At 39.2% G+C, this 22,226-nt stretch carries 25 protein-coding genes; 5 read left to right on the forward strand and 20 right to left on the reverse strand.

Annotated elements, in window-relative coordinates; all coding sequences use genetic code 11:
• Positions 1–124: 124 nt before the first annotated feature.
• A complete protein-coding gene (locus ACQRDX_RS05710; protein WP_427895333.1) occupies positions 125–766 on the forward strand; it encodes a hypothetical protein in 642 nt (213 codons plus the stop codon).
• Between the two features lie 30 nt (positions 767–796).
• On the opposite strand, the gene ACQRDX_RS05715 is transcribed toward ACQRDX_RS05710, so the two are convergent.
• The 4 genes from ACQRDX_RS05715 to ACQRDX_RS05730 all read right to left on the reverse strand — a co-directional run bounded on the left by ACQRDX_RS05715 (position 797) and on the right by ACQRDX_RS05730 (position 4,259).
• Positions 797–1,651: a VanW family protein gene (locus ACQRDX_RS05715; RefSeq protein WP_427895274.1), complete on the reverse strand. Its 855-nt coding sequence runs from the start codon at positions 1,649–1,651 to the stop codon at positions 797–799.
• Positions 1,651–2,190 (reverse strand): YqeG family HAD IIIA-type phosphatase, encoded by a 540-nt coding sequence (locus ACQRDX_RS05720; RefSeq protein ID WP_427895276.1) that lies wholly within the window; start codon positions 2,188–2,190, stop codon positions 1,651–1,653. Before ACQRDX_RS05720 ends, ACQRDX_RS05715 begins: the two co-directional genes overlap by 1 nt.
• A 146-nt stretch (positions 2,191–2,336) precedes the next feature.
• Positions 2,337–3,905 carry a signal recognition particle protein gene (gene ffh / locus ACQRDX_RS05725; RefSeq protein ID WP_427895278.1) on the reverse strand — a complete coding sequence of 523 codons (1,569 nt, stop codon included), beginning with the start codon at positions 3,903–3,905 and terminating at the stop codon, positions 2,337–2,339.
• Between the two features lie 21 nt (positions 3,906–3,926).
• Complete coding sequence (locus ACQRDX_RS05730) at positions 3,927–4,259, reverse strand: putative DNA-binding protein (RefSeq protein ID WP_354369773.1); 333 nt, start codon at positions 4,257–4,259, stop codon at positions 3,927–3,929.
• 139 nt (positions 4,260–4,398) lie between these two features.
• Here ACQRDX_RS05730 and ACQRDX_RS05735 point away from each other — a divergent pair, with 139 nt between their 5' ends.
• Positions 4,399–5,127, forward strand: coding sequence for a LexA family transcriptional regulator (locus ACQRDX_RS05735; protein WP_427895280.1), 729 nt, complete (start codon positions 4,399–4,401; stop codon positions 5,125–5,127).
• Between the two features lie 38 nt (positions 5,128–5,165).
• Here the strand turns inward: ACQRDX_RS05735 and ACQRDX_RS05740 are convergent, their stop codons facing one another.
• Complete coding sequence (locus ACQRDX_RS05740) at positions 5,166–5,864, reverse strand: GntR family transcriptional regulator (protein ID WP_427895282.1); 699 nt, start codon at positions 5,862–5,864, stop codon at positions 5,166–5,168.
• 178 nt (positions 5,865–6,042) lie between these two features.
• Here ACQRDX_RS05740 and guaA point away from each other — a divergent pair, with 178 nt between their 5' ends.
• The 3 genes from guaA to ACQRDX_RS05755 all read left to right on the forward strand — a co-directional run bounded on the left by guaA (position 6,043) and on the right by ACQRDX_RS05755 (position 9,333).
• A complete protein-coding gene (gene guaA / locus ACQRDX_RS05745) occupies positions 6,043–7,599 on the forward strand; it encodes a glutamine-hydrolyzing GMP synthase (protein ID WP_427895284.1) in 1,557 nt (518 codons plus the stop codon).
• Between the two features lie 390 nt (positions 7,600–7,989).
• Entirely contained in the window at positions 7,990–8,628 is a 639-nt protein-coding gene (locus ACQRDX_RS05750) for a redox-sensing transcriptional repressor Rex (RefSeq protein ID WP_427895286.1), read from the forward strand.
• A gap of 9 nt (positions 8,629–8,637) precedes the next feature.
• On the forward strand, positions 8,638–9,333 hold the full coding sequence (locus ACQRDX_RS05755; protein WP_427895288.1) for a gamma-glutamyl-gamma-aminobutyrate hydrolase family protein: 696 nt from the start codon (positions 8,638–8,640) through the stop codon (positions 9,331–9,333).
• A 1-nt stretch (position 9,334) separates the two neighbouring features.
• Here ACQRDX_RS05755 and radC read toward each other — a convergent pair whose 3' ends face one another.
• The 15 genes from radC to ACQRDX_RS05830 all read right to left on the reverse strand — a co-directional run bounded on the left by radC (position 9,335) and on the right by ACQRDX_RS05830 (position 22,223).
• Positions 9,335–10,018, reverse strand: a complete 684-nt coding sequence (gene radC, locus ACQRDX_RS05760; protein WP_354369767.1) for a RadC family protein — start codon at positions 10,016–10,018, stop codon at positions 9,335–9,337.
• Between the two features lie 50 nt (positions 10,019–10,068).
• The gene (locus ACQRDX_RS05765; RefSeq protein WP_427895290.1) at positions 10,069–10,956 is read right to left on the reverse strand and encodes an alpha/beta hydrolase; all 888 of its coding nucleotides are present in this window, start codon (positions 10,954–10,956) and stop codon (positions 10,069–10,071) included.
• A gap of 3 nt (positions 10,957–10,959) precedes the next feature.
• Positions 10,960–11,394 (reverse strand): peptide-methionine (R)-S-oxide reductase MsrB, encoded by a 435-nt coding sequence (gene msrB, locus ACQRDX_RS05770; RefSeq protein ID WP_427895292.1) that lies wholly within the window; start codon positions 11,392–11,394, stop codon positions 10,960–10,962.
• Positions 11,395–11,481: 87 nt separating this feature from the next.
• On the reverse strand, positions 11,482–12,915 hold the full coding sequence (locus ACQRDX_RS05775; RefSeq protein ID WP_427895294.1) for a 6-phospho-beta-glucosidase: 1,434 nt from the start codon (positions 12,913–12,915) through the stop codon (positions 11,482–11,484).
• Positions 12,916–12,927: 12 nt separating this feature from the next.
• Positions 12,928–13,290: a VOC family protein gene (locus ACQRDX_RS05780; protein ID WP_427895296.1), complete on the reverse strand. Its 363-nt coding sequence runs from the start codon at positions 13,288–13,290 to the stop codon at positions 12,928–12,930.
• A 65-nt stretch (positions 13,291–13,355) separates the two neighbouring features.
• Positions 13,356–14,198, reverse strand: a complete 843-nt coding sequence (locus tag ACQRDX_RS05785; protein WP_427895298.1) for a Cof-type HAD-IIB family hydrolase — start codon at positions 14,196–14,198, stop codon at positions 13,356–13,358.
• Positions 14,199–14,274: 76 nt separating this feature from the next.
• Positions 14,275–14,871: a histidine phosphatase family protein gene (locus tag ACQRDX_RS05790; protein ID WP_427895300.1), complete on the reverse strand. Its 597-nt coding sequence runs from the start codon at positions 14,869–14,871 to the stop codon at positions 14,275–14,277.
• Positions 14,872–14,997: 126 nt separating this feature from the next.
• The gene (locus tag ACQRDX_RS05795) at positions 14,998–15,936 is read right to left on the reverse strand and encodes a sensor histidine kinase (RefSeq protein ID WP_427895302.1); all 939 of its coding nucleotides are present in this window, start codon (positions 15,934–15,936) and stop codon (positions 14,998–15,000) included.
• Positions 15,933–16,601, reverse strand: coding sequence for a response regulator transcription factor (locus ACQRDX_RS05800; RefSeq protein ID WP_427895304.1), 669 nt, complete (start codon positions 16,599–16,601; stop codon positions 15,933–15,935). The genes ACQRDX_RS05795 and ACQRDX_RS05800 overlap by 4 nt, the downstream gene beginning before the upstream one ends.
• Before the next feature lie 38 nt (positions 16,602–16,639).
• Complete coding sequence (locus ACQRDX_RS05805; RefSeq protein ID WP_427895306.1) at positions 16,640–16,906, reverse strand: type II toxin-antitoxin system RelE family toxin; 267 nt, start codon at positions 16,904–16,906, stop codon at positions 16,640–16,642.
• Positions 16,896–17,135 carry a type II toxin-antitoxin system RelB family antitoxin gene (gene relB / locus ACQRDX_RS05810; RefSeq protein ID WP_024394016.1) on the reverse strand — a complete coding sequence of 80 codons (240 nt, stop codon included), beginning with the start codon at positions 17,133–17,135 and terminating at the stop codon, positions 16,896–16,898. Before relB ends, ACQRDX_RS05805 begins: the two co-directional genes overlap by 11 nt.
• Positions 17,136–17,590: 455 nt before the next feature.
• Entirely contained in the window at positions 17,591–19,561 is a 1,971-nt protein-coding gene (locus tag ACQRDX_RS05815) for an ABC transporter permease (RefSeq protein ID WP_427895309.1), read from the reverse strand.
• A complete protein-coding gene (locus ACQRDX_RS05820) occupies positions 19,562–20,314 on the reverse strand; it encodes an ABC transporter ATP-binding protein (protein ID WP_024407069.1) in 753 nt (250 codons plus the stop codon). It lies immediately after the preceding gene.
• A gap of 8 nt (positions 20,315–20,322) precedes the next feature.
• A complete protein-coding gene (locus ACQRDX_RS05825) occupies positions 20,323–20,712 on the reverse strand; it encodes a NisI/SpaI family lantibiotic immunity lipoprotein (RefSeq protein WP_427895311.1) in 390 nt (129 codons plus the stop codon).
• A 263-nt stretch (positions 20,713–20,975) separates the two neighbouring features.
• The gene (locus ACQRDX_RS05830) at positions 20,976–22,223 is read right to left on the reverse strand and encodes an NRAMP family divalent metal transporter (protein WP_427895313.1); all 1,248 of its coding nucleotides are present in this window, start codon (positions 22,221–22,223) and stop codon (positions 20,976–20,978) included.
• Positions 22,224–22,226: the final 3 nt, after the last annotated feature.

The raw sequence follows: 22,226 nt of genomic DNA on the forward strand, positions 1-22,226 counted from the left end.
AGACACACACTTATATCCTAACCTTTTATTGTATTACGGTCTTTTTCATGGTATAATATGCTCGTTATTAGAGGAGATTTTTGGAAAGGATTTTAATGTTTTGGAAAAATCTGAATTAATTGTTATGTTAACGCATAATGATTGCACCGTTGAAAATGCTTATGAGATTTTCGAGAAATGTAAAGATTCAAAGGCTAAATTCTGGGGGTTTAAGGAAAAACCATTACCTTTAGAAAAGATGAAAGAGTTATATGCTTATATGAAATCTTGTGGTAAAACAACATTTCTTGAGGTTGTTGAATATACAGAGAAAGAATGCTTAGAAGGTGCTCAAATGGCGCTTGAATGTGGTGTTGATATCTTGATGGGAACCATCTTTTTCGACTCTGTGAATACATTTTGTCAGCAACACAATCTCAAATATATGCCATTTGTTGGTAAAATTACTGAACGTCCTTCTATTTTAGAGGGGTCTATCGAAGAAATGATCCAAGAAGCACATACTTACCTTAAAAAAGGAGTTCACGGCTTCGACTTGTTAGGCTATCGCTATACAGGTGATCCTGTTCTTCTAAACCAACGCTTTGTCGCTGAGGTCCCAGCTCCAGTTTGTTTAGCTGGAAGTATTGATAGTTACCAACGTTTAGATGAGGTCTTAGAAGCATCACCTTGGGCATTTACGATTGGTAGTGCTTTCTTTGAAAATCGTTTTGAGGGCAGTTTTGCTGAACAAATTGATAAAGTTTGTGATTATATTAACAAATAAACAGATATTGCTAAGCAATATCTGTTTATTTTATTCTCTAATTTGTTCTACTGGAATTTGACTATAATCAAACATTACTTCTGAGTGATTATCTAAAACCAATAAACGCTCTAGTACTTCCTGTGAGTCTTTATCCAAGGTCTCACGGTAAATTTTTGAAATACGGTAATATTTATCACCTTCTTTTTTAAAATGATGATCTTCTTCGACTAATTGATAGATCGAAGGGAAAGGAACTTGACTACGTAACTCTCCATATAAATGATCCTCATCACACCAAATTAAAATCTGGACATCTTGATCAGTATTATTTTTAAAGCGATAATCCGCATAATTATAGCCAATGGAGGTCCCAGTTGCAAAAGGAATCCGTTTTTCTCCATCAGGAGCCAAAGCATCCGAATGACTATGAAACTCAATAACATCCATAGGGCTATGAAGAATCAAGAGGTGTAAGGTATTCGCTAAATTACACAATCCCCCTCCCATACCTGCTTCTATCTTATCTCCGATAATAACTCTACCATCTTTATACCCGTTCTTTTCTGAAATTTTTCCTACTAATTTCCAAAAAGAAAAAACTTGACCTGGCTTAATGATAATACCATTTATTTTTTCACCAGCTAATCTAATATTGACTGCTTTATTTTCTTGTAAAACAGGATCAATCCCTTTTCCACGCTTAATCAAGCCAGATTGAGAACTTGAAACCAAGTTAGGTAAAGCTTGCGCCTGATAGCTATCTGCAAAACTCTCTTTACTCTGCATGTTTTGAATATGGCGCTTGAAGATTTCTTTCTGTGTTGAAATCTCATAACAGATAGGGTGGATATCGCAAAATAAAATTTCTTTTCTAAAAAACTTAACAACGTTGTTTACTACCATTAGACTTCTCTCTTTTCAATCTCTCCAAAGGTTTGCTGATCATATAATCCAAACAAACGATAAAGTTGCAATAGGATCTTTTCTACCCGTCTTTTTTTTCCTAATTTAGTCTCATTTTTTTGAGGCAAAAAATTCACAATAACACTATCAAGCCCCGCCCGATTAGCTCCTAATACATCTGTAAAAATTTGATCGCCAATAACCAGAGTCTTATCTTTTTCGACGCCTAGAACCGTCAAGGCTTTTAAATAAGCTTCAGGGTGTGGTTTATTAGCTAAGGGGATATAAGGAACAGTAACATTTCTGGTAAACATTCTAATCCGCTCATCAGAGTTATTAGAAATCAATAAAACTTTAAAGCCAATAGATTGAATATATTGAAGTAAAGATTCCACCTCTGGTGTGACATCACACCCGTGCGGAACCAGAGTAGCATCAATATCAAAAAGAATAGCTCTAAATCCTTTTTGATAAATGTTTTCATAATCAATTGAGAAAACACTTTTGACATGCTGACGTGGTAAAAACTGTCTTATCATCCTAATCTCCTTTAATCTCCATATTTTTTGATTATAACATATCAAATAAAAATTGGTCAAGATGACCATAAATGTTCACTATTTTAATAAAATAACAAGAAAACCCATTGTCTCATATCGTACAATAGGTTTTCCTTGTTATTTGTTTATTTACGCTTTTTCTTAGCTTTCTTAATCTTATTCGCTTGGCGTTTCATGGCTTGCTTCATTGCAAACTGCCCTACTCGACCTTTTAAGCCACCTCCAAAGAGTTGACTCATATCCATATCTCCACCTAAAGATGATAAATCAGGCATGCCACCCTGAGCTCCCATCATACCTTCCAGAGCAGACATATCCATACCACTCATATCAGGCATATTTTTAGGAAGATTATTAGGATTAATTCCCATCTGTTTCATCATTTTATTCATGTCTCCAGACATGACACCTTGCATCATTTGTTTTGCTTGATTAAAGTCTTTTATAAATTTATTCACCTCTACAAAGCTGTTGCCAGAACCACTTGCAATACGGCGGCGACGGCTTGGGGTTAACAAATCTGGGTTTTCACGTTCAGCAGGTGTCATAGAGGAAACGATAGCACGTTTTTTGGCGATTTCTTTTTCGTCTACTTTAAGATTGGCAAGAGCTGGATTCCCTGCCATTCCAGGTAGCATTTTTAGAAGATCTTCCATAGGCCCCATATTTTGTACCTGATCTAGCTGATCGATAAAATCATTGAAATCAAAGGTGTTCTCACGCATCTTTTCGGCGAGTTCTAATGATTTTTTCTCATCATATTCTTGCGACGCTTTTTCAATTAGGGTCAGTAAATCCCCCATCCCTAAGATACGGCTAGCCATGCGATCAGGATGGAAAGTCTCAATATCTGTAATTTTCTCGCCTGTACCTGTAAACTTAATAGGTTGACCAGTGATTTGACGAACAGATAGTGCAGCTCCTCCTCGTGTATCACCATCAATTTTCGTCAAAATAACCCCTGTAATAGCTAACTGTTGATTAAACTCAGCTGCTACATTAGCTGCCTCTTGTCCAATCATGCTATCTATAACAAGAAGAATTTCATCTGGTTGAGCTAGTGCTTTAATATCACGTAACTCTTCCATCAACTTCTCATCAATTTGTAAGCGTCCAGCTGTATCAATCAAAACATAATCGTTACGATTTTCACGTGCCTGAGCTAAACCTGCTGCTACAATCTCAACTGCTGAATGCTCTGTCCCCATATCAAATACAGGAACATTAATTTGCTGACCTAAAGTCTTTAACTGATCAATAGCTGCAGGGCGATAAATATCAGCTGCAATCATTAGAGGGCGAGCATTTTCTTCTTTAATCAGTTTATTTGCTAACTTCCCTGCAAAAGTTGTCTTACCAGCCCCTTGTAAACCAACCATCATAATAATGGTTGGGATTTTAGGTGATTTGTTAATTTCGGATGTCTCAGCCCCTAAAACGGTCGTTAACTCTTCATTAACAATTTTAACGATTTGCTGACTAGGATTAAGGGTATCAATCACTTCATGTCCAACAGCACGTTCACGAACACGTTTGATAAAATCTTTAACAACAGGCAAAGCAACGTCAGCTTCAAGCAAAGCTAAGCGGATTTCTTTTGTGACCTCTTGAACATCTTTTTCAGATAAGTTTTTCTTTCCACGAAGGTTTTTAAAGACACCTTGTAAGCGTTCTGTTAAACTTTCAAAAGCCATAATATTTTTCTTCCTTTTCCATCAATCTTTATTATCAATACTCGTTAGGAGGGTGAGTTTTTCTTGCAAATACGAATCGCCTGTATAACGCTCAGCAATCTCGTCAAAAATTTGACTACGAACAATGTAATCTGAGTACATATGTAGTTTCATCTCATAATCTTCTAAAATTTTTTCTGTTCGCTTGATATTATCATAGACCGCTTGTCGCGATACGTTAAATTCTTCAGCAATTTCAGCCAAACTATAATCATCTGCATAATACAACTCTATATAGTTCATCTGTTTATCAGTTAATAAAGCTGCATAAAACTCAAAAAGCGCATTCATACGATTGGTTTTTTCAATTTCCATAAGGAATATTATATCAAAAAAAGCCTTATGACGCTATATTTAAACAATCATCTATTTTTTAAAAATACGTTTTTTTCGTATTTTTATTGAAAATTAGTTGAGAATAATTTATAATAAAAATATGAAGCAAAATGAACGTATGACTGAAATTGCTAAAAATATTTCATTTTATCGAAAAAAAGCCAAGCTGACACAAAAATCTCTAGCAGAAAAAGTAGGAATCAAACCCAGCACACTGTCGGATTATATCCACTTACGCAGCACTCCCTCATTTACTGTATTACAAGCTTTAGCCCAAGTTTTTTCGGTACATGTATCAGATATTGACACGGCATATAAATCCACACCGCATAGCGATATCACGGAGGACATTATGAAAACCCTAAATCATTTAAACCATGATAATCAAGAAAAAGTTCTATCTTACGCCAATACCCTACGAACAAAAAGTGAAGAAAAGATTATGTCACTACCGAGCCGACTATACGATATCCAAACCGTAACGAAACTCTCTGCTGGAAGAGGGTATTCTTATGACGATTACGAAACACAAACAGTACAAGTTCAAATTAAACCTCCAAGTTGTGATTTAGCAAGTATTGTGAGCGGGGATAGTATGTCCCCTGATTACTGTGATGGTGATGTCGTTTTCCTTACAGATAAAGGACTTACCACATATACTGGGCAAGTTTGCGCAATAGCTTATGACGATGAAACCTATATCAAAAAAGTTTATAGCGATAAATATGGCTTAAAATTGGTCTCTATCAATCCAATATATGATGATATTTACATTGATTTTCCCTTAGATGAAGATAGTCACCTCAAAATATATGTCGTTGTAGGTTCCGCAAAGGTTGTTCGATAAATAAAAAAACGAGTCTTACTCGTTTTTTTATTTATCATTCAATTGTTCTCAAGGTAAAACTCGAATCGATCACCAACATACTGGCTGCGAACAAATTCAAACGGTTGTCCATCTGTAAAGTAAGAAACTTGTGTCAGAGCAAGAAGAGCCTTTCCCTCATCAATATCAAGGTAATCTGCCACTTCTTTTTCAGCAATTTTAGCTGAGATTGTTTGTTGACTTTTCCCAATCTCGTAGCCATTTTTGACGAGGGTCTGAAAAAAATGTTCTGTAATCTCTTCCTTTTTAAAATTTTTTATCATTTTCTCTGGAATTGCAGCAATTTCATATACTACGGGAATCTGATCTGCATAACGAACACGTTCCATTCTAATGATAGATTCTCGAGGACTGAGTTGTAATTGTTGCATCTCTTGGTTGCTAGGCTGTGTTTTAATATAAGAAATTAACTTACTTGATGGCAGTTTGCCTTGTGATTTCACAATTTCAGTGAAGCTAGTTGTCCCTCTCATCTTTTCTTGGACACGTCTGCTGGCAACAAAGGTTCCAGAGCCAATACGGCGTTCTAAAATACCTTCGTCGACTAATAATGTGATAGCTTGACGCAAAGTCATACGGCTCACTTCAAAATTCTCAGATAAATTTCGTTCACTTGGTAAACGTTGACCAATTTTCCAGATGCCTTGCTCAATATCCTGTTTGATAGCATCATGAATACGAATATATGCAGGTAACATACTCTCTCCTTCTAGTTTCATTTAATAGTATCAAATTTTTTTAAATATGGCAAAGACAGGTTCAGGTGAGTCCGACTTATCTCCTCGTATTTTCAATATAACTCTATATCTTTAATTGTATTTACTGTAGCTTTGTGATAGAATGAGGAAGATAAATAATTTTATTTAGGAAAGGGACATGATGACAGACTTTAATGACATGCAAAAAATCATCGTACTGGATTATGGGAGTCAATACAATCAATTGATTTCTCGTCGTATCCGTGAAATTGGGGTTTTTTCTGAACTTAAAAGCCATAAAATCACAGCGAGCGAGGTACGCAAAATTAATCCAGTAGGGATTATTCTTTCAGGAGGACCTAATTCAGTCTATGAAGAAGGCTCGTTTGATATTGATCCTGAAATCTTTGAGTTAGGAATTCCTATTTTAGGAATCTGCTACGGCATGCAATTACTTACTCACAAACTGGGTGGCAAGGTTGTTCCTGCTAGTGATGCTGGAAATCGTGAATATGGGCAATCACCACTCACTCACACTACCGACTCTGAACTATTTGCTACGACTCCTGAACAGCAAATTGTCTTAATGAGCCACGGTGATGCTGTCACAGAAATCCCAGAAGGATTTGTCCGTACTGGTACTTCTGCTGATTGTCCATTCGCAGCAATTGAAAACTCTGAAAAACGTATCTACGGTATTCAGTTCCACCCAGAAGTACGTCATTCTGAATACGGAACAGATATTTTACGTAATTTCGCTCTTAATATCTGTGGAGCAAAAGGTGACTGGTCAATGGATAATTTCATTGAGATGGAAATCAAAAAAATTCGTGAAACTGTAGGTGACAAAAAAGTTCTTCTTGGTCTGTCAGGTGGAGTTGACTCTTCCGTCGTAGGTGTTCTTCTTCAAAAAGCAATTGGAGATCAATTGATTTGTATCTTTGTTGATCATGGTCTTCTTCGTAAGGGGGAAGCTGATCAAGTTATGGAAATGCTTGGTGGTAAGTTTGGCTTGAACATTGTTAAAGCAGATGCTGCAAAACGTTTCCTTGACAAACTCGCTGGAGTTTCAGATCCTGAGAAAAAACGTAAAATCATCGGTAATGAGTTCGTTTATGTTTTCGATGATGAAGCTAGTAAATTAGAAGATGTTGCTTTCTTAGCACAAGGAACCCTTTACACAGACATTATTGAGTCTGGAACAGAGACTGCTCAAACCATTAAATCTCACCATAACGTGGGTGGACTTCCTGAAGATATGCAGTTTAAATTGATTGAACCATTAAATACATTGTTTAAAGATGAGGTTCGTGCTTTAGGAACAGAACTTGGAATGCCAGATGAAATCGTTTGGCGTCAACCTTTCCCTGGTCCAGGGCTTGCCATTCGCGTAATGGGAGAGATTACAGAAGAAAAACTAGAGACCGTTCGTGAATCTGATGCTATCTTGCGTGAAGAAATTGCAAAAGCAGGTCTTGATCGTGACATCTGGCAATACTTCACAGTTAATACCGGTGTACGTTCCGTTGGCGTTATGGGAGATGGTCGTACCTATGATTATACTATCGCTATCCGTGCCATTACTTCTATCGATGGTATGACAGCTGATTTTGCTCGTATTCCATGGGATGTCCTACAAAAAATCTCAGTTCGTATCGTAAACGAAGTTGATCACGTTAACCGCATCGTCTATGATATCACAAGTAAGCCACCAGCAACTGTTGAGTGGGAATAGAGTTAAGTTAACAGACATAAAATCCTTAGAAAGCAGTATTTCTAAGGATTTTTGTTTGATATCGAATTAAACAGACTATGTTTTATCAACTGCGTTGAGATCTCTTTTTTATTGAACAGATTACACTGATCAAACTTCAAAAAGAAATGTAAATAGAGACAAAAATTGTATCATAACACTGATTGTCGCACCTCCACTAACGAACTTAGTTTGGAGGTGAATTTTTACTAATCTTCACTATGGTTATTCTAGCACCTGTATCTAAGTCAATTTTTGACTTCTAGATAGGGGTATCAAGAACATCTGATGGTTTTATATTATCAAAAATTGTTGTTATTTTCACAAACTTTCTGTTACAATGGTAAATGAAGGTATGAGGAGGTTATTTATATGAGCTTATTAGAAAGAAATATCCCAAAAGCCACTGCCAAACGTCTGTCGCTTTATTATCGTGTTTTTAAGCGTTTTAATGCAGAAAATATTGAAAAAGCCAATTCAAAACAAATTGCAGAAGCAATTGGGATTGACTCAGCGACAGTTCGACGAGACTTTTCTTATTTTGGAGAACTTGGTCGTCGTGGTTTTGGCTATGATGTCAAAAAGCTGATGAATTTTTTTGCTGATATTTTAAATGACCACTCCTTAACCAATGTTGCACTGATTGGCGTGGGAAATATTGGAAAAGCTCTGCTTCATTACCGTTTTCATGAGCGTAATAAGATGAAAATTACCATGGCATTTGATACTGATGATAATGAGCTAGTTGGCACAAAGTCTCCTGATGGGATTCCGATTTATGCCATTTCAACCATCAAAGACCATCTAGCAAAAGATGAGATTACTACTGCTATTCTTACAGTCCCTAGTCTCAAAGCTCAAGAAGTTGCTGATATTTTAGTTGAGGCTGGTATCCAAGGAATACTGTGTTTCTCACCTGTTCATCTATCAGTTCCTCGACATGTGGTTGTGCAATATGTTGACTTAACCAGTCAACTGCAAACCCTACTATATTTTATGAATCAAGATTAAGGAGCCATTATGTCAAAACCTATTATTGGAATATCAGGTAATGAAAGACCAAATTATAAGTATCCCGATATTATGTGGTCTTATACTCCTACTAATTATGTCCAAGCTGTTCAAGCCTCAGGTGGTGTCCCGCTTATTATCCCTGTTGGTGATCCTAAATGCGCTAAAGACTATATTTCTATGGTGGATAAACTGATTTTAACAGGTGGACAAAATGTAGATCCTGTTTTTTATGGCGAAGAAAAAGATACTAGCGATGATGATTTTCATCGTGATCGTGATTTATTTGAATTTGCCTTAGTAGATGAAGCTATTAAACAAAGAAAGCCGATTTTTTCTGTCTGCCGCGGAACGCAATTGATGAATATTGCCTTGGCTGGTTCGTTAAATCAAGATATCGAAAACCATTGGCAAGATGCACCATCTGATTACCTTAGTCAGCAAATGATTGTGTCAGATGATAGTGTCCTTCTTCCGATTTATGGAAAGTCTAGCCAGATTAACTCCTTTCATCATCAGAGTATTAAGGAATTATCTCCTTTGTTAAGGGTGGTTGCTTACGACCCTAAAGATGATACCATTGAAGCTGTTGAATCTATCCATCCTGATATTCGATTTTTGGGTGTTCAATGGCATCCAGAGTTGCTCCATGAAAGCAGAGAGGAAGATCGTAGCTTGTTTGACTTTATTGTCAATGAGTTTTAAGCTAACTACAATAATCCGTTTCTTCTCGAAAGCTATAATAGTTCTTTTTCCCAATAATCAAGTGGTCTAAAAGCACAATTCCCATGTCCTCACAAGATCGCTTGAGTTTTTTTGTAAATTCTTCATCTTGAAAGCTAGGTTGGATAGCACCTGAGGGATGGTTATGAACGATAATCAAAGAGGTTGCCATATTTTTACAAGCGTAATGTAATACCTCCCTGATTTCCACAATAGAGCGTCTGACAGATCCGATAAAAAGAAGGCGTTGTTCAATAATTCGATTTTGAGTGTCTAGATAAAAACCAAGAACATGCTCCTGTTTTAATTCCCCTAATTCAATCATTAGCTTCTCAGCTAGCATCTGACTTCCTAAAATGCGATCATTTTCTTCAACTTCTGCTTCCTGGATCCGTTTTGCCAACTCAAGCATGGCTTTAAGCTCGATTGCCTTAACGGGTCCGATACCTTTGATAGCTTGAAGTTCCTGTAAAGAAAGCTGGCGCAATTGTCCCAAGTGGTCAATCTTATCGAGTATTTTCTGAGAAATACTGGCAACCGATTCTTTTTTCGTGCCTGTCCTTAAACAAATGGCGAGCAATTCTTGTGTACTGAGTTGTTCTGGTCCTCGTAAGGCGAGTTTTTCTCTTGGCATTAGACTTGTTTTAGGAAATGTAATATTATACATAAAAAAGTACCTCCACTCTTTTATTCGTAAGTGAAGGTACTTTTACTTTTTTAATCCATATATTTTTTAAAGAAAGCTATAGTATCATCATTACAGGTGATAGCGCTTTGATCTAAGATATTGAGGTGAAAGACATGTTTGAGTCGATTTTCTTTACCGCCGTATAAATGATAACTGTGCTCAATTTCTTTTTCGGTTAATTTAGCTGCCAACAGGAGGCTTTCGGATCTGAGAAAATCAGCCACAGAGGTTGTAATAAAAGTAGGCGGGAAATTCGGCTTAATCTTATCTAAAACAGAAATTTTTTTCAGGTCGCGATAGTAATGCTTTGACGACAAAAAGGCATGAAGCAACTTTTTAGTCTGCTTATCTTGCTTGGTTTCTTTTAAGTCAAATTGATAAATCCCAGCATTTAAAGCAATCGCCTTTAACGCTAACTGTTCAGGTTTATCAAAAGTGTAAAATCGGTTATAAACTTGACTGTTAAGGTAGGTAACATAAAGACTCAAGAGATGAGCTCCAGCTGAATCACCCACTGCAAATAGATTATTTGTATTTAACTGATAGTTGGAAGCATTTTTTAATAACCAATGAAACACAAGATTAATGTCCTCCAATTGTGCTGGAAAACGATGTTCTGGTGCTAATCGGTAAGTAAAATTGATAACAGCAAAGCCCCGCTGTGCTAAATTCATGCCATAGTACTGATAAAGCTCCTTATCTCCATAAACCCAGCCACCTCCATGAACATTAATAATCACAGGAAGTTCTTTATCTTTGGTTTCTAATGGGCGATACAGATCAAGAATTTGCCACTGCTTATCACTACCATAAAGGATATCTCTATACTGTTCAATATCTTTGGGAATCTTGAGGTCTTTATCTCTTCGACGGTCTGATGCCGCCATTGTTTGTCGCATCTCTTCAATAAATGTCATTATCTACTCCTTAAAAAGCTCCTTCCAACGCCCATAGCCCTCTTTATCCAAATCTTGATAAGCAATAAAACGCAGAGCTGCCGAATTGATGCAATAGCGTAACCCCCCTGTCTCTATCGGACCATCGTTAAAAACATGCCCTAGATGTGAGCCGACTTTCTGGCTTTTTACTTCAATTCGACGCATATGGTAGGAGAAATCATCGTGATAGGTGACTAGACGATTGTCTATGGGTTTTGTAAATGCTGGCCAACCACAGCCGGATTGATACTTATCAAGGGATGAAAAGAGTGGCTCACCACTGACAATGTCAACGTAGATACCCTTTTCAAAAAACTGATTGTATCGACCTGTAAAAGCTGGTTCTGTTGCAGCGTGTTGGGTGACTTGGTAAGCTAAGTCACCAATTTTTTGACGTAACTGTTCGTTATCTTTCATATCAAGTTCCTCTTTCTTGTTATTTTACGTTAAACCCTTAGAGATGTCCACTAAAAAACTAGGGTGATTTTCCCTAGCTTTTAACAATTACAGCTCTGCGCCATTTGTCGCGATAACTTTTTTGTACCAGTCAAATGATTTTTTCTTAGAGCGTTTAAGAGTGCCTTTACCATCATTATCACGGTCAACATAGATAAATCCGTAACGTTTTTTCATCTCGCCTGTTCCAGCTGAGACAAGATCAATTGGTCCCCAAGTGGTATAACCTAGTAATTCAACCCCATCTTCTGTAATGGCATCGCGCATAGTTTTGATATGTTGACGGAGGTAGTCGATACGGTAGTCGTCTTCGACATAACCATTTTCATCTGGGGTGTCAACAGCTCCCAAACCATTTTCGACGATGAACATTGGTTTTTGATAGCGATCCCAGATGGCGTTTAGGGTGATGCGAAGCCCCAGTGGGTCGATTTGCCAACCCCACTCAGAAGCATCAAGATAAGGGTTTTTTAAAGAAGCAAAGATATTGCCTGCTGTCTTCTCTGTGACCTCGGGATCACCTGATGCCACACGGCTTGAATAGTATGAAAATGAGACAAAGTCAACCGTATAGTCTCTTAATAACGCCAAGTCCTCTTCGGTGATGTCTAGCTCGATTCCCTCACGCTCCCATTTTTTCTTAGCGTAGTTAGGGTAGTAACCGCGAGCTTGAACGTCAATGAAGAAATAATTTTCACGGTCTTCTTGCATGGCTGCCCAGTAATCTCTTGGATGGGCAGTGTTTGGATAATATTGCCCTGCTGCTAACATACAGCCAACTTTGTTTTCAGAATCAATCTCGTGGGCTAATTTTGTCGCAATGGCAGAAGCCACCAATTCGTGATGGGCTGCTTGATATTTAACCTGTGTTTCGTTTTCCCCTTCTTCAAAGTAAAGCCCTGCTCCCATAAATGGGGCATGTAAAATCATATTGATTTCGTTGAAGGTTAACCAATAGTTTACCAAACCTTTATAGCGCGTAAACAAGGTGCGACAGAGGCGTTCATAAAATTCTAGCATTTTGCGATTACGCCAGCCACCATACTCTGTCACCAAGTGCATAGGAATGTCAAAATGGGTAATGGTCACCAAAGGCTCAATATCGTATTTTCGACACTCTTTGAAAACATCTTCATAAAAGGCTAGACCTTCTTCATTTGGCTCTAGCTCATCACCCTTTGGAAAAATACGTGACCAGCCGATAGACATCCGAAAGGTTTTAAAGCCCATTTCTGCAAAGAGGGCAATGTCTTCCTTATAGCGATGGTAAAAATCGATAGCCTCCTTAGCAGGATAAAAATGCTCATCATCAAAATCAAAATGTTTGAGTTGCCCTGTGATAATTTTGATGCGGTCTTCACCAACTGGTGACACATCAACGTTAGCTAAACCACGACCACCTTCGTTATAAGCTCCTTCTAATTGGTTAGCAGCGGTTGCCCCACCCCAAAGAAAGCCTTCTGGAAATTGTTTATCTGACATTATTGTTCTCCTTTATACTGTTAATTCAATTTGAATATTTTCAAATCCTAATACGCACGATTCATAGTATCCGTCACCCGTTACTCGTGGTCCACTCAGAACTGAATAACCATCTTCAAGAAACCTCTTTGTTAAGACATCAACAGCCTCCTTACTTCCTAAGTTAAAAGCAAAATGAATAAGCCCCAAGTGATCGATTGCACTAGGTTGCTCCACTACATCCTCCTTTGTCATAATTTCAAGACGCGTATGATCTTCAAAGGTTAGAAAATAGGATCTAAACCTTTTCTGAGGATTATGATAGAGCTGATTTGCCCTAGCTCCAAAATAGGTTTCAAAGAAATTTCGCATTCCTTCCAAATCTCGTGAAATCATATTATAAATTATTTTGGAACCCTTTTCTTATCAGATGATAAGAAAAACTGATACTATACTATGATTTAGATTAACTCTAAATTAACAAAAGCCTTGTAAAGACCGTCATCCTCGACATCTGCTGTAACCTTATCTGCCATAGCCAGAATTTCTTCTCCTCCATTTCCCATAGCAACACCAATCTCACAATAATCTAGCATGGGAATATCAATCTTTGCATCTCCAAACGCTATGGTATCCCTTCTATTAGCACCTAAGTGGGCTAGTAGAGCATCAACGGCCTGTGCCTTATCAATCCCTTTGACCCCTAAATCACCAAAGAGAGCTGTTTCGCCCCGTCCACCCCAGGTATGTGCTTCTAGATTTGGAAAAGCTTGAATGGAATCTAGGTGATCTTGGTAGCTTGACAGAATAAAACTAATTTTATTGAGATCATCTCGGTAAAGCTCTGCACCATAGGTCATTTGATCCAAAAAGTTGGTTGTTGCTTGTTCTTGCTCTTTAGGATCTACAATTCCCTTGCGATTGACATACTCAGCCATAACAGCTGGTGCTGCTGCTCTAAAATCATCAGAAGCAAACAAGCCATTATTTGACTCCAAATAAAAGGCTAGCCCTTTTTCTTGCAACCACTCTACAACACGGATTGCCTCATTTTTAGCAATTAACTGGTGTAAAATAACCTTGCCGTCATCTTCAACATAAGAGCCGTTACCACCAATCATACCATCAATGCCAATCTCCCAAATCTCGTCTTGCATCTCCGCACGGCTACGACCTGTGCAGACATAAACACGATGCCCCTTAGCACGCGCCTGACGAATAGCTGTCACAGCCGACTTCGGGATACGATTGTGGTAATCCACCAAGGTCCCATCCACATCTAGGAAGATGATTTTTTGTGTCATTTTCTTACTCCTTCTCTCATGTTCTAACTAAACGCCATTACAATATTTTTTCATTACAAATACTTTATTCATATTGCTAACAATCAAAAACTTCCTTAGTCAAGGGATTAATGACTTTTTCTAGCACAAACCCATCCTTATCCCAATGAATCTGGCAGATAGCACAATTACCAAAGGTAAATCCATTTGGCAGATTCATGTTTTGTTGCAAGATAAAACCCCACATGGCAGCGCCATGACTAACAGCTAGTAGGGTTTCCCCATCATGGTTTTCAAGTAAAGCTTCCAAACAAGCTGCTACACGGTCGCCAACTTGACGAATGTCCTCACCACCATAAGGAACCAACAGATCCTCAAAAGACTGACTTCCTGGTCTATGCTTTGGCAGGAGCTCTTCTTCTCTAGCTTCAAAAACACCAAAACTCATCTCTTTTAAACCCTTAACTTGCTCAAAAGGAGTATCTGTTATCAACTCTAGCGTATCTCTTGCTCGCTCCTGTGTTGAAGCATAGGCGAAGTCAAAGGTAACGCCCGCCTCCTCAAAATAGGTTTTAGCTGATAACGCCTGCTCTTTCCCTTTTTCTGTCAAAGGAGAATCACACCAACCTTGAACACGTTTTTGTGAGTTAAATAGGGTCTGTCCATGTCGCATCAAATAAAGTTTAACAGCCATTTTATAACCTCCTGAAAGTTTGTTTACTAATAGTATAGTACCTTCTCATAGCAAAATCTTATCCTATCCTGTGAAAAACTGATAGTATCCTAAGAAAAAGGGAGACAAACCTAATTTGTCATCCCTCTACATCTTTACAATATAAAACTGACTGCCTTTATCAACCTGACTGGTTACGCGGATAGCAAGTCCTAACTGCGTCAAGATTTTTTTAGTCAGGTAGAGCCCAAAACCTGTTGCCTTCTGATGCTCACGACCGTTATAGCCAGTAAAGCCTTCTTCAAACAGACGAGGAATATCCTCAGCTAAAATCCCAATACCAGTATCTGCAACCTCAATACCATCTGATAGGTTGATGGTAATCTTCCCCTGACTGGGTGTATATTTGAGCGCGTTATCGATTAACTGCTCTAGGGCATAAGACAACCATTTACGATCGGTTTTCAGCTGCCAATGTCCCATAATCTCAACAGCTATCTCTTTTTGTAAAAACTGCTGACGGTACTTTTTAATAATATCAACCACCAAATCACGAGTATCAAAGTCTTCAAAGCGAAAATCACTAACTTGACTAGATAATCGCATATAGGTGAGTAAATTACCCAAATAGTTTTCCATACGTAGTAACTGATAATCTACATCCTTTGAAGATAGCTGATTAGTCTGACTCATGAGTGACAGGGCTGCCATAGGCACTTTCATCTGGTGAGACCATAATTTAACCATTGCTTGCAGGTCCTCTTCCCTTGACTTATATTCCAAGAGCTGCTCCCTCGTTGTCTCTTTCTCCGCTTCAATCAAGTTAAGATAGATAAGGTCCACAGGCTTATTAAGCAGGGGAGAAGCTTCCTCATGGACATAGTCCTCCAAGGCTCTCATGCGGTTACTAAACTTCCAGAACAGTCCTACTGTTAGAAGGAGTAAAAGGGTTAGAGATACTAATAGAGCATTTTGTAAAAATTCAACTGGAAGCCGGTAAAGGGAAAACAACAAGATAAAACTGCTAGCCAAGACCAGATAAGTAAGGTAAAAACTATAGTATTCGCGGATAAATTTCGCCATCATTTGACCAGATACCCCACTCCACGAACCGTATGAATACGGTCAAAACCAACTTCACTCACCTTCTTACGCAGACGGGTCATATTGACATTGAGCGTATTCTGATCGATAAATTCTTCATTTTCCCAGAGTTTTCCCAAGAGTTCGTCTTTACTGACAATCTGCCCTTGTCTTTCTAGTAAGGTGGATAAAATCTTAGTTTCTGTAGGAGACAATTGAACCTGTTCCAATTCGCTTGAAAAACACCCGTCCAAACTAAGTTGAAACTGATCAATAGACAAGTCAGTTAATTTGCTAAATTGATTGACCCGACGTAAGAAGGCAGCAATTTTAGCATCTAAAATCCCCAGGGAAAAAGGTTTTGAGATAAAATCATCCCCTCCCATGTTCATAGCCATGACCGCATTCATCTCATCATCGCTAGAAGAGATAAAGATAATGGGCATGGTCATGGTTTTACGGATTTCCGTCGTCCAGTAAAAACCGTTATAGTAAGGCAGGCTAATATCCATCAAAACCACATCAGGCTGAAACTCCGCGACTTCTTGTGTCACTGCCCTAAAATTTGCCACACTCCCCACCTGATAAGTTGCTCCAAGATGATTTTTCAGAAGCTGAACAATCATCTCATCGTCTTCAACAATATAAATCTTCGCTTTTTTCATCATCTTCATTCTGTAAAAGCCAGGACACAGGTCTTGGCTTTCTATTTATATACTTCTTTTCGATGCCCGACTTCAAGGGCAGTTACAATCAATTTATCATCTTCAATACTGACGATCACCCTGTAATTGCCGATACGATACCGCCATTGGCCAGAACGATTGGCAATCAAGGCTTTTCCGTATTGTCTGGGATTATCGCAACCGTCAATATGCTTGTAGAGATAGCGCAAAATTAAACTCGAAGCCGTTTTATCCATCTTTCGAATTTGCTTTTGAGCCTTAGCGGACAAAATAACCTTATAACTCAATGCCCAACTCCTCAGCCATTTGTTCTAGTGTTATCGGCTCAATGCCATTCGCCAAGTCAGCCTCGTATTCTGCCAGAGCAATATCCGCCACACGCGCATCGTACTCATCTTCAAGCGCTTCAAGGGTTTTAGTCCGAATGAGTTCTGACAAACTCACACCTTCAAACTTTGCCATAGCCTGCATAAAGAGCTTGTCCTGCTCAGAAACTTTCAATGTAATAGCTGCCATTTTCTCACCTCATCTAGTATTCCTTTGGTATTACCATTGTAACACCACTTCCCTAAAAAAGCAAGGGGGTGGGACAGAACTAGACTAATCAAAAAGAGTTCCCCTCACTTCCAAATAGTAGGTTCGAGCTAAAATAGTCCACCGGACTATTTTGACACAAACTTCGTTTGTTTTATTTCCGCACTCAAACAGTCAGAGTAGTGACTGTTTGACCTCCCAGCCCCGCATAGCTCCAAAGGTTCGGAGAACCTTTGGGGGTTGGAAATAAGGCGAACTCTGTTCGCCTCAGTCGTAGAGATCAGATTTGGAGTGTAAAACACGAAGTGCTAAGATTTGCGAAGCAAATCCTATCTCCAACCTTTAACAATCCACTGGACTGTTAAAGCCAATCAACCACTGCGCTGAGATGTTGACACGAACTCCAAAAAGTGGTGCTGGGGCAGCCTATCCTATTGCTATCGTTCAATAATGCGATAATAGGTTCGGCTGGTCCACTTGTAAATGACAAAGTAAATCAAGATAACTGCAAGTAATGTAATACCACTAACCGTGTAAATCATGCTAGAAGAAACCACACCAAACATCAGCAGCATCTGCTTGAGCATGACCAGGGCGACGACAAAGTGCAGGGTCGCCATAGCCAGTGGCATAAAGAAGAGCAAAAGCGTTTGCGAGTTAATGGTCTTTTTGACTGCTGTTGCACTCATGCCCACTTCTTGTAGAATCTTGTAGGATTTCTTGTCTTCATGCCCTTCCGAGTACTGCTTGTAGTAGATAATCAAGGCTGCACCCAGTAGGAAACTAATTCCCAGCAAGAAACCTGTAAAGAGGAAACCGCCTCTAAAGCCCATCAGTAAATTGTTGAAATCGGATTTTTGCATAGCATATCCTAGGAATTCTCCGTTTGCATCGTTGATATTATAAGAGTCCCCAGTTTGCTCACCAATTGAAGTAACCTCTTCATCAGTCAAGTCGGTAAAGACACGGTAGTCCAGGCTAACCTGATAGCCTTGCGGATTATTGGACTCATAATACTCACGAACAGTATTCAATACAGTGTCATCACTGACTACCATAACGGCGGCATTTAGCGTATTGGTGATGTCTGGGAAAATAGCCTGGTCAAGATTGGCTACATTCTCAAAGGTATGATCGCCCAAAACAAGCTTCTTCAGCAATGGTTTTTCACTCGGACGCATAAAGACCACTTGATTGGCAGCAAGCTCTGGCAGGTCATTGCCCAACTTCCGGAAATCATCTTGGGTGACGAAGTAGGTAAAGGCTATTTTGCTAAAGTCTGGATTGGCAATGGTTTCTGGACTAATGACAATCTCCTTCCCACCGTCATAGACCAGACCAGCTTGGTAGGTCAGGTAGGACAGACTATCTTCCGCTTTTTCTGGAAAATGGCTGAGCACCGATTGCTGATAGGCACTTTCACCCTGACTTCTATCCGCAACTTTGTAGGTAATAGATGTTTCCTTTGGATAAAGACCACTTGTCATGCTTGACATGCCAGTATAAAGTGAAGTCGTTGTTGCAATGGTCACAAAGGCCATGACTGCTAAGAGGGTAATATTTGCCAAACCAGTTGCATGCTGTTTCATACGGAAAATCATCTGCGACGTGGTAATGAAATGCTCTGGCGTGTAAAAATAGCCTTTGTTTTTCCGACGAGCCTTCAAATACCAAGTCATAAAGCTGATGTAGAACAAGTAGGTCCCCGCGATGACAAAGAGCACAGCGATGAAGAACCGATAGATGACAGCTACCCCTGCTGCTTTCGATGAAAGTGACAGGTAGTAGCCAACACCCAGTCCCAATACACCAAGGGCAGCCAGAAGGACATTGCCTTTTGGCTCCTTCTCTCCTTTTTCACTAGCTCGAAACAAAATCAGCGGACTGGTCTTGCCAATCGTCCGAATAGCCAGCAATTCCAAGATAAAGAAGATACCCGCAAAGAGAAAGGCGGTCATGACAAATGCCAGAGGGTCTATTCCAAAATGTAAATCACTATAATGTGTTAGATTGACAAAAATCAAGTAGAGAACATTTGCAAACACACCAGCTAAGACAGAACCAAGAACCACAACTAGCAAGAAAATCATCATCAATTCGAGGCTGGCTATCAAGGCTACTTTTTTCTTGTTCATCCCCAGCATGTTATAGAGACCAAATTCCCTCGCCCGTTGTTTCATCAGGAAATTAAAGCTATAAATCTCCATAATGACCGAGAAAATGGTCAGAACAACAACACCAAGACCGATAGAAACGGCACCAGAGCCCATGGTCTTCATAACTGGACTCAGCATGAGCAAGAACATGGAACAAATCAGAGTAAATAGCACAAGACTGGCTAAAACAAAGGGAGCAAAAACACCCATGGATTTTCGGATATTTTGCCCAGCAAGTTTGAGGTAAAACATCTACTCACCCCCTAAAAGTGCAGACATGTTGAGCGAAATCTCCTTGGCAAAGTCTTGATTGCTCTTACCTGCCTTGTACAATTGGTGGAAAATCCGACCATCCTTGATAAAGAGAACACGTTTGGCATGGCTGGCTGCGTTGGCTGAGTGGGTCACCATGAGAATGGTTTGTCCGTCTAGGTTAATGTCTTCAAACAAATTCAGCAAGTCTTCCGAATTGCGGTAATCTAGGGCAGCCGTCGGCTCATCCGCTAGGACAATCTGTGGCTGGGTAATCAAACTACGGGCAATGGCCACGCGCTGCTTCTGTCCACCAGAAAGTTCAAAGGGACGTTTTTTCAGCAAATCTTGAATACGTAGTTTTGGCGCCAAGACTTTCAAACGTTTTTCCATTTCCTCATGGCTGGTACGTGCCAATACCAGAGGTAAAAAGATATTGTCTTGGATAGACAGAGTGTCCAAGAGATTAAAATCTTGGAAGACAAAGCCTAGGTTACGCAAACGGAAATCCGCCAGCTTGCTTTCCTTGATTTTCGTAATATCCTGATTATTTAAGATAACAGAGCCTCTCGTCGGCTTGTCCAGGGTTGCTAGAATGTTGAGTAAGGTTGTCTTACCTGAACCACTTTCACCCATAATCGCGATAAACTCGCCCTCCTCTACCTTAAAATCCACATCTTGAAGAGCACGAGTTTCCTCTTTTGAAAAGCGCGTGCGGTAAACTTTTTCTAAATGATTGATTTCTAATAACATACAAACTCCTAATTGTTTTCTTTGGATAAATCAACTGCATCAAGTAATGCTTGATAGTCGATTCGGTCTGATTCAGCAATATTATCTTCTAAATCCACCTTATAATAACCATCCTGGACACCGATGGCCCATTCCTTGCCAGTAGTTATAAAGAGATTATTCAAGGACACTGTTTTTTTCACTGAACCCTCTTCTTTGACAACAGGCCATTCCATAAACTTAACTTCTGTTCCTCGAATACTATCTTTGGCAACTTCCTGTTTGCTAACGGCATAGTCTTTTCCCTTGTAATGGAAAGTTTGATAGCCCTCATCAAAGCTAAGGCCTGCTGATGAGGAAGAACAAGCAGTTAGTATTATACTACCCAAAGCCAGCAAGCCAAATACTTTCTTTTTCATAGTTTCCTCCCTCTAGGATGCCATAAATTGCATACTTTGCAAATCAAGTGCTAGATCCTCAAAAAATTCTGATTGTTCCAAGAGTTCAGCCTTTTCTTCGATTCTCTTTACTTGTAAAAATTTGAATGACATGTGATTTCCTTCTTTCTGTTTCTTATAAGTCTATTATAGAAAATATTCCATCTGCACTCTCTTACAATTCTGGCCTCAAACCTTACAATCTTGTAAGAAAAAAACAGCATCCTCAGATGCTGCCATTAACATTAAACCTGACCAATCGCCAAAGCATAGATAAAGAACAGGGCAAAGCCGAATAAGAAAATCAAGCCTGCAATCGCTAGTGCTTTTAGCCAAGTCGGAAGATTTTTATTTTCACCTGCTACCAAGACGTAGTTTAACAGAGCAAAGAAAGGTGTCGTCAAAAATGACCCGATCATGGCAAAACGTAACATGGTAGCCACTTGTCCTGCAAAGAAGAAGATAATAATCAAACCAATAATAGAAGTTGCTGTCATCCAAATATTTAAAGACTTAGCCTGAGTTTCTTTTTGGTTCAACAACAAATCAAGCGAGGCTTGGTTAACACGAGAATACCCATCAACAACTGTGATTACTGTTCCAAAGATACACAAGAAGGCGATAAAAGTAATCAAGTAGCGTGACCACTCTCCAAGTACCGAGGCATACATGCCTACAAATTGTGAGATATAAGCTGCAGATGCACCCTCAACAGGTTTACCTGTTGGATACTGGATAAGCGCCCCAAGAGCCACAAAGAAAACAGCCAGAATGGCAGTACCGATAAAACCAACGTTAAAGTCAAAGAGGGCATCTTCGGTACTAAAATCGACCGATTTCTTTTTCTCAGCTGACCAGAGTGAGTTGATGGCTGAAATTTCAATCGGAGCTGGCATCCAACCCAGTAAAGAAACAATAAAAGGTAGGGCAGCCATTTGCCAAGGAGTCTTTTCAACGAAGTCAGCACCAACCTCAGGATGCTCGATAACTGCAACAATAACAGCAACTACCGTTGCAATTGTTAGAGCTGACATAATCCACTTAGCCATACCATCTAAGAGCTTATAACCTCCAAACAAGAGCATTGCCCAAATAATCGCTAATAAAATCAATGACCACTGCGTGATACTTAAACCTATCATTGGAAAGGCACTGGCGATAATAGCTGAACATAAGATAGCTACTCCAGCTGTATTTACCATGGCTGAAAAAACATTTAAGATAAAGAAGACCCAAAGGTAAAACTTGCCTTTTTCAGCGTAACCTTCAACCAAAGTCTTACCAGTGTCAGCCGTGTATTCTGCACCAAAACGGAAGAACGGGTACTTAAAGACATTGGCTAGGATAACCAAACCAAGTAAAGACCAGCCGTATAAGGCACCTGCTTGAGCTGAAGAAACAATATGAGAACCTCCGACAGCTGCTGACGCCATCAGAATACCTGGTCCCATAGCTTTTAATCTACTTCGCCATTTTGAATCAGTTTGTGACATAAA

Source organism: Streptococcus sp. SGI.013, assembly GCF_050315295.1.
Lineage (GTDB): Bacteria > Bacillota > Bacilli > Lactobacillales > Streptococcaceae > Streptococcus > Streptococcus porcorum.

Bases quoted from the DNA above. Each gene is read 5' to 3' on its own strand.
- ACQRDX_RS05720 (WP_427895276.1), bottom strand. From the start codon at position 2,190: ATGATAAGACAGTTTTTACCACGTCAGCATGTCAAAAGTGTTTTCTCA.
- relB (WP_024394016.1), bottom strand. From the start codon at position 17,135: ATGGCAGCTATTACATTGAAAGTTTCTGAGCAGGACAAGCTCTTTATG.
- ACQRDX_RS05755 (WP_427895288.1), top strand. From the start codon at position 8,638: ATGTCAAAACCTATTATTGGAATATCAGGTAATGAAAGACCAAATTAT.
- ACQRDX_RS05710 (WP_427895333.1), top strand. From the start codon at position 125: ATGTTAACGCATAATGATTGCACCGTTGAAAATGCTTATGAGATTTTC.
- guaA (WP_427895284.1), top strand. From the start codon at position 6,043: ATGATGACAGACTTTAATGACATGCAAAAAATCATCGTACTGGATTAT.
- ACQRDX_RS05775 (WP_427895294.1), bottom strand. From the start codon at position 12,915: ATGTCAGATAAACAATTTCCAGAAGGCTTTCTTTGGGGTGGGGCAACC.
- ffh (WP_427895278.1), bottom strand. From the start codon at position 3,905: ATGGCTTTTGAAAGTTTAACAGAACGCTTACAAGGTGTCTTTAAAAAC.
- msrB (WP_427895292.1), bottom strand. From the start codon at position 11,394: ATGAAAGATAACGAACAGTTACGTCAAAAAATTGGTGACTTAGCTTAC.
- ACQRDX_RS05820 (WP_024407069.1), bottom strand. From the start codon at position 20,314: ATGTTATTAGAAATCAATCATTTAGAAAAAGTTTACCGCACGCGCTTT.
- ACQRDX_RS05750 (WP_427895286.1), top strand. From the start codon at position 7,990: ATGAGCTTATTAGAAAGAAATATCCCAAAAGCCACTGCCAAACGTCTG.
- ACQRDX_RS05800 (WP_427895304.1), bottom strand. From the start codon at position 16,601: ATGATGAAAAAAGCGAAGATTTATATTGTTGAAGACGATGAGATGATT.
- ACQRDX_RS05715 (WP_427895274.1), bottom strand. From the start codon at position 1,651: ATGGTAGTAAACAACGTTGTTAAGTTTTTTAGAAAAGAAATTTTATTT.
- ACQRDX_RS05740 (WP_427895282.1), bottom strand. From the start codon at position 5,864: ATGTTACCTGCATATATTCGTATTCATGATGCTATCAAACAGGATATT.
- ACQRDX_RS05780 (WP_427895296.1), bottom strand. From the start codon at position 13,290: ATGATTTCACGAGATTTGGAAGGAATGCGAAATTTCTTTGAAACCTAT.
- ACQRDX_RS05785 (WP_427895298.1), bottom strand. From the start codon at position 14,198: ATGACACAAAAAATCATCTTCCTAGATGTGGATGGGACCTTGGTGGAT.
- ACQRDX_RS05825 (WP_427895311.1), bottom strand. From the start codon at position 20,712: ATGAAAAAGAAAGTATTTGGCTTGCTGGCTTTGGGTAGTATAATACTA.
- radC (WP_354369767.1), bottom strand. From the start codon at position 10,018: ATGTATAATATTACATTTCCTAAAACAAGTCTAATGCCAAGAGAAAAA.
- ACQRDX_RS05830 (WP_427895313.1), bottom strand. From the start codon at position 22,223: ATGTCACAAACTGATTCAAAATGGCGAAGTAGATTAAAAGCTATGGGA.
- ACQRDX_RS05795 (WP_427895302.1), bottom strand. From the start codon at position 15,936: ATGATGGCGAAATTTATCCGCGAATACTATAGTTTTTACCTTACTTAT.
- ACQRDX_RS05730 (WP_354369773.1), bottom strand. From the start codon at position 4,259: ATGGAAATTGAAAAAACCAATCGTATGAATGCGCTTTTTGAGTTTTAT.
- ACQRDX_RS05765 (WP_427895290.1), bottom strand. From the start codon at position 10,956: ATGACATTTATTGAAGAGATGCGACAAACAATGGCGGCATCAGACCGT.
- ACQRDX_RS05790 (WP_427895300.1), bottom strand. From the start codon at position 14,871: ATGGCTGTTAAACTTTATTTGATGCGACATGGACAGACCCTATTTAAC.
- ACQRDX_RS05735 (WP_427895280.1), top strand. From the start codon at position 4,399: ATGACTGAAATTGCTAAAAATATTTCATTTTATCGAAAAAAAGCCAAG.
- ACQRDX_RS05815 (WP_427895309.1), bottom strand. From the start codon at position 19,561: ATGTTTTACCTCAAACTTGCTGGGCAAAATATCCGAAAATCCATGGGT.